The sequence below is a fragment of the Halomonas sp. genome (genome assembly GCF_031581305.1).
GTDB lineage: Bacteria > Pseudomonadota > Gammaproteobacteria > Pseudomonadales > Halomonadaceae > Halomonas.
Genome location: NZ_JAVLBC010000196.1, coordinates 1 through 5,803 on the forward strand (window position 1 = coordinate 1; position 5,803 = coordinate 5,803).

The 5,803-nt window shown below is 64.3% G+C and carries 4 protein-coding genes; 2 read left to right on the top strand and 2 right to left on the bottom strand.

The window, feature by feature from the left end:
- A partial coding sequence (locus RI841_RS13725) for a hypothetical protein (protein ID WP_310706193.1) occupies positions 1-992 on the top strand: 992 nt, incomplete at its 5' end.
- Positions 993-1,011: 19 nt separating this feature from the next.
- Here RI841_RS13725 and RI841_RS13730 read toward each other — a convergent pair.
- Entirely contained in the window at positions 1,012-1,803 is a 792-nt protein-coding gene (locus RI841_RS13730; RefSeq protein ID WP_310706194.1) for a SapC family protein, read from the bottom strand.
- A 505-nt stretch (positions 1,804-2,308) separates the two neighbouring features.
- Here RI841_RS13730 and RI841_RS13735 point away from each other — a divergent pair.
- Entirely contained in the window at positions 2,309-4,456 is a 2,148-nt protein-coding gene (locus tag RI841_RS13735) for an acetate--CoA ligase family protein (protein WP_310706195.1), read from the top strand.
- A 217-nt stretch (positions 4,457-4,673) separates the two neighbouring features.
- Here RI841_RS13735 and RI841_RS13740 read toward each other — a convergent pair.
- Positions 4,674-5,803: glutamate ligase domain-containing protein (locus RI841_RS13740; protein ID WP_310706196.1), on the bottom strand; the 1,130-nt coding region annotated here is incomplete at its 5' end.

The window sequence follows — 5,803 nt, forward strand, 5'->3', positions numbered from 1 at the left end:
AGTGCCGGACCCACTCTTTCGCGAACACCCCCTGGCAACTGGTGCAACACCACCCGGCTGAACATGACGATGCAGAACTCGAACTTCTCCGCCAGGCAGCCGCCTACAGCCGACGGTCCCACCAGCCGGAGACAGCCAAAGGCGATGCCTTTCGCCTGGCCGAGCCAGGGCCTCGCCAGCTCCCCAGCGCCCACCAGAGCCGCCTGCTGACAGGGGGGCAGTACCTCACCACGCCGGGTCCGGTAACGTTAGAGGGCAGCTTCAGGCTGGCGGTGCAGGAACGCGACAACGTCAAGGTGGAGCACTATCTGACCAGCGCCAAGGGGATTGTGCACGAAACCACTCTGCCACTGCTGCGCTCGGGTGACACCCTGGCCGTGCATTACCGCATTCCCCTGCCGCAACGCCAGACGCGGCTGGAAAACCTGCTGCGGGTGCGCCCGCTGAGCCCCGGGAAAGGAGCGATCACCCTTGAGGAGGCCAGCATGCGGCTCGTGACACCGAGCTGGCTGGAACGGCTATGGCAGGACGACGCTCCCGAGATCACCCTCGACCTTCAGCGCGCCGCCCCCCAGCGCACGAACCATCTGGCACTGCTGAAGCCCGAACTGACCCAGCATGCCGAATGCCTGCAGCCCCCCAACGCCGGCCAATCAAGTGCGACGCTGGAGGGCTCAGGGTGCAAGTCCGGCGCCATGCTGTTTGCCAACTATACGCATATGCCGCAGGGCGGTCAGGCACGGGTCGAGATGCAGATTGAGGTGCTGGCCGGGAAGGCCGAATGGCAACTCGACCTGGTGGCCGCGCTGGGCAACCAGACGGTGGCCCAAGCCGCACCTCAGACGCTACAGGCCGGCGAGAAGCGGCGCTTGACGCTAGATGCCCGAGTACCCGAAGGCACCCGCCACCTCGAGGCGCGGCTGTTGCTTCACCAGGCCAGCGCCGATCTGGCATGGCGCCTGACCGACGCCGAACTGATAATGCAAGACTGAGGCAGATCCCGCCAGCTCATCAGTTATCGAAATCGAAGCTCAGGTCGTCATCGTCACCGAACCACTCGTCCAGCGATTCGGGGGGCGTCGGCTCGAGACCCAGGGCCCCCTGCCGCGCCAGGTGCTCACCCCGCTGGGTCAGCAGGTGAAGCTGGCGCAGCGACGGCGGCTGCAGGAAAGCCAGCCGCAACGCGCCGAGCCGATTGAGACGCTGCAGGCTGGCGGCGGAGAGCTCGGCCAGGGCCTGCTCGTCCACCCGCCACAGCCCGGGCAGTGCCACGGGGTCGGCGTCCTCTTCCAGGCGTGCCTTGAGCGGCCAGGCCACCACCAGGCCCGCTTCCTGGAGGGCCGCACAGGCCGCCAGGGTGGCGGCGCGCTGCTCCCGGCACTGCTGCAGGAAGTGCCCCGCCCGCTGCGGCTCCTTGGCCAGCTGGCCCTGGGCATCAAACAGGCGCGGCGCCGCGGGGTCATCCGTCAGGTGCTCGGCATGCAGGCACAGCTCGGCCTTGCCGTCGTCGCGCTCCTGCAGGTGAAAGGGGTGGCCGCGCAAGGCGGCCGGCACATAGCGCGCCAGCCAGCGGCCCTGGGCATCGACATAGAGGTTGCGGCCAAAGCCGATGTCGGTCAGCACCACCGGCTGAAGGCCGGCCTCACCCTCCTCCAGCGCCAGCACATAGTGCCCCACCAGTTCGGGCAGCTCGGCCAGCAGCACCGGCAGCGAGGCCATGGTTCGGACGTGATGATAGCCCTGGCGCGGTCGCCAGCCGTGCTCGGCATGCTTTCGGGCGGACAGGACGATCCAATCGCTCATGGGGCTGGGCTCCTCGTGATGCCATTGCGAGTGGTGACAATGCTCATGAAATCGAGTCGACTCGCGGCCGGAGCCCAACTCCGTTAAATCGAGCACTTCGACACTCTAGCACACCGCCCATGCGAGGGCATCGGGCCGCATCCTCGACAAAGGCCAGCGGGCGCTGGCTCATGGGACAGGAGGCTCCGTGCAGGATCCTGACTCCGGCCTGAACCGCCCCGGCTTTCTCGGAGACCCGCTGGTTTGAGTCAGGCCGACTTTTTGGCCTGACCCTGTTGCTCATAATATAACGCTTCTCGTTCGGCTGGCGGCATGTTGCCGATCGGCTCCAAGAGCCGGCGATGATTGAACCAGTCGACCCATTCCAGGGTACCTACGCAAATAAATGGGCAACTCTGTTATTGTAGCGGATGCCCTTTTCCAATTACTTTTCAATCAGGCCCGTCCGAGTCGCAGCCTCTCGACGACCCATGACTTGATGAAGACGGATGGACGTTAAGCTCAGATGACCGATCATGGTTGGACCACTTCCGGAAGTAGCAGCATCGATGTGCAGCAGCTCAGCCTCAAGTGCTTGCCCGGCTGCCGGTTCGGGCTGAGCCAATCCACTGCCGTTATTCACCTGACCTTGAAGGGCCGAGTGACGGGGCTGCGGGCTCGGCTCGGCAAGCTGGCGGAGCTGGCACCTGCCATGATGCCCGATGAGCCGCTGTACCTGGCGCCGCCACAGAGCTGGCCGGGCGCCTTCCTGATGGAGGGTGGGGTGGAAAATGATGGCAGCGTCTTTTTGTTATTGGCCGAATGGTTCGCGGCCACTGGCGTACTCATGCAACGCTATGCACGTCTCCCGGTCGGCTGGGGAAAAGTGCTCAGCGCGAGCCGCTCGGGACTCTCGTTCGCCGTGCCCTGGTATCACAAGGAATTGCTGAAAGAGGCCCTGCGGCATGCCGTACGCTGGGTGTTGATTGTCCTGTCTGCACCGCCCCTGCGTCTTGCCGAGGCCCACGCTCAATGGCAAGAAGGCTTTATCCAATGGCTGGACAGGGTGCGGCCCGCACAGATGGGGCTGAATACGCAACGTTTCGCTCTGGCCGCCCTCAACGAAGGTTACCCTGTTGCCCCCATTGCTCAGGACACGCTCCAGATCGGCTGGGGGCGTCATTCCCGCTGGATCGAGTCGAGCATGAACGATGCGACAAGTGGCATCGCCATGCGCTTGGCACGCAACAAGTGGCAGACGGGTCGCCGACTTGCCAATATGGGGATCCCGGTTCCCCGAACGCTTGTGGCCAAATCCATCGATGGCCTCGCCGCCGCGGTCGAGACCTTTGGTTACCCCCTGGTGGTGAAACCCACCAATCAGGACGCGGCCAAGGGGGTGACCGTCAACATCCAGCAGCGACAAGAGCTGATCACGGCCTTCGAGGCGGCACTGGAGCTATCCCCCAGTGGGGCGCTCATTCAGCCTTTCATGGCGGGTACCGATCATCGATTGCTGGTGGTGAACGGTGAATGTTTGATGGCAAGCATCCGCCATCCCGCCAGTGTGACGGGAGATGGCAAAAGCACCGTGGAAGAACTCATCGACATCGCCAACCGACATCCCTTTCGCGGCACGAGGAAGCATAGCACGCTGAAGAACATCACCCTGGACGATGATTCCTATCGCTGGTTGGAGCATCAGGCATTGACCCTGGAGAGCGTGCCTGAAGCAGGACGCTTCGTCAGGCTACGCTCCATTCCCAACATGACCACGGCTGGCGTCCATGAAAACGTCACGGCGAGCGTGCATCCGGACAACAAGGCCCTGGCCGTCGCCGCCGCCAAGGCCGTCAGGCTGAATGTGGCCGGAATCGATATGCTGTGCCCCGATATCCGCCGCTCATGGCACGAGGTGGGGGCCACCGTCATCGAAGTGAACGGCCAGCCCGACGTGAGCCTGCACTGGACAATGTCTCCCGAAGCCAATATCTATCGGCAGATGATGTCACGCATGAATATCGAGGGCGGGGGCCGTATCCCGGTCCTCCTGGAGGCTCGCCCGGCCGGTTCGGCGGCCTGTGCTGACCTCTGGGAGAAGACGTTGGCTCTGGGTGAGTCGGTATTACAGCGCGTTGAGGCTGGTGATGACGGCTGGAAGCTTGTACAGCGTGCCTTGACGGACGCCACGACTGGCGCAATTTGGGCCACGATGAATCTTGAAGAGATCGCGGGCAAAGGCTTCCCCTGTGATGTTGTGGATATCTCACTGCTGTCGGTGGCCGATGGAACGCCGGATCAAGGCGTTAGGGCTGCCTGCGAGGAAGCCATCGCTCGCACCCGCAAGGCCATCGTAGTGGATGCGAACCTTATTGATGCCGTCGTCGCTCGGCTTGAAGACTTCGCTGGGGATGTCGTCGTGGTCGATGCTGACCAGGCACTTTCCCCTGGACTGCATGCCGAGTGGGGAAGGGTCACTGTCAAGGCACAGGCAAATGGGGGGCGTCTGTACGCGTTTGTACCTGGAAAGCGAGGCCTCCAGGGGGGTAGAGAAATTGATCTAGGGAGTGACCATTGCTCCTCCGATAGGGTGTGGATCATGGCCCTGGCGGCCCTTACCGGTCGTTTCGATCTACTGGGAGTATCAATGGCGACCTCCAGATTTTTAACGTAAGCCAGTGTTGTCACCAGGCCCTGGGCAAGCGTCCACTCGGGCCACCCGTTCAGCAACTGTCTCCCCAGGGGCGATATCCGGTTGACGCTAACGTGGATCATCTTGCGGTCGTGGCCGATAGTCGATAGAGGAGTCAGTGTCCTCAGCGTCTACCTAAACGATGTCGGTCAGCATCACTGGCTGCAGGCCAGCCTCGCCCTCCTCCAGCGCCAGCACTCTAGTGCCCCACCAGTTCGGGCAACTCGGCGCAAGCGTTCTCACGCCCGCGCCACGCCCGCAGCGCCGTGTAGGTTTCCCAGGGATCGGCCAGCAGGACCAGCAGATCGTCCGGGCCCGCGCTATTCAGGCCGGCCAGGATAGCGGCATGACGCTCACGCTGCACCTGCAGGTGAGTTGGCATCACGCCCTGCGCGGCCAGCCCATTGGCAAAGGCCGTGAGCATGTTGCCCAGCGGGTCGTCGCCCTCATAGTCCGGCGCCTGCGACACCCGCGGCGGTGATGCGCTCAGCACGAAGTGGTCGAAGGTGCTGGCCAGCCACGGCAGGGCCGCCTCCAGATAGCGGCGCTGCCGGTTGCCCACGTTGGCCGCCACCACGCGGCGCTGGCCACTGCAGGGCAATTGCTGCACGCGCTGGCACAGCGAACGCAAGCCATCGAGGTTGTGTGCATAGTCGAGCAGCAACGCAAAGGGCTGGCCGACATCGAGCCATTCAAAGCGGCCGGGGTTATCGCCATGGGCAGCGCCGAACGACGCCAGGCCGGCCGCGATCACCGTATGCGACAGCCCCTGGGCATGGGCCAGCGCCGCCACCGCCAGGGCGTTGCCCAGGTGCGGTTCTGCCGCGGCGGCGAGCCGCGATACCGGAAGCAGTGGGGTCACGGCATCGCCTGACAGCAGACAGAGGGTGGGTTCATCCTTCCAGGTCACCACACTGACGCCTTCGCCGCCGGCCGCCAGGTGAGCACGCAGCGCCGGGGTGCCGGGGTCACGGCTGAACAGCAGCTGGCGTGGCGCCGATAGCGAGTCGCGCACTGCCAGGCAGCGGGCATCCTCGGCATTGAGCACCACCGCCTGGCGGGCACGACGCAAGACCTGGCCCTTGAGCGCGGCCATCGCCTCCAGGCTATCGATGCCATGCTCGCCGATATGGTCATCCTGAACGTTAAGCAGCGCCGCCACGTCGTAGGTATCGGCGGCATGCCCGAACCGGAGCAGCGACTTCCGCGACATCTCGATCACTGCCGCCTCCACGCCGGGGTCGTCCCACAGCAGCGCGGCCCCCGGCTGACCGGCCAGGTTTTGGCGTACGCTCCACTCCTCACCGATACGCACCCCCACCGTGGTAG

Excerpts from the sequence above, each read along its gene's own strand:
- RI841_RS13735 (WP_310706195.1), top strand. The coding sequence starts at position 2,309 with ATGACCGATCATGGTTGGACCACTTCCGGAAGTAGCAGCATCGATGTG.
- RI841_RS13730 (WP_310706194.1), bottom strand. The coding sequence starts at position 1,803 with ATGAGCGATTGGATCGTCCTGTCCGCCCGAAAGCATGCCGAGCACGGC.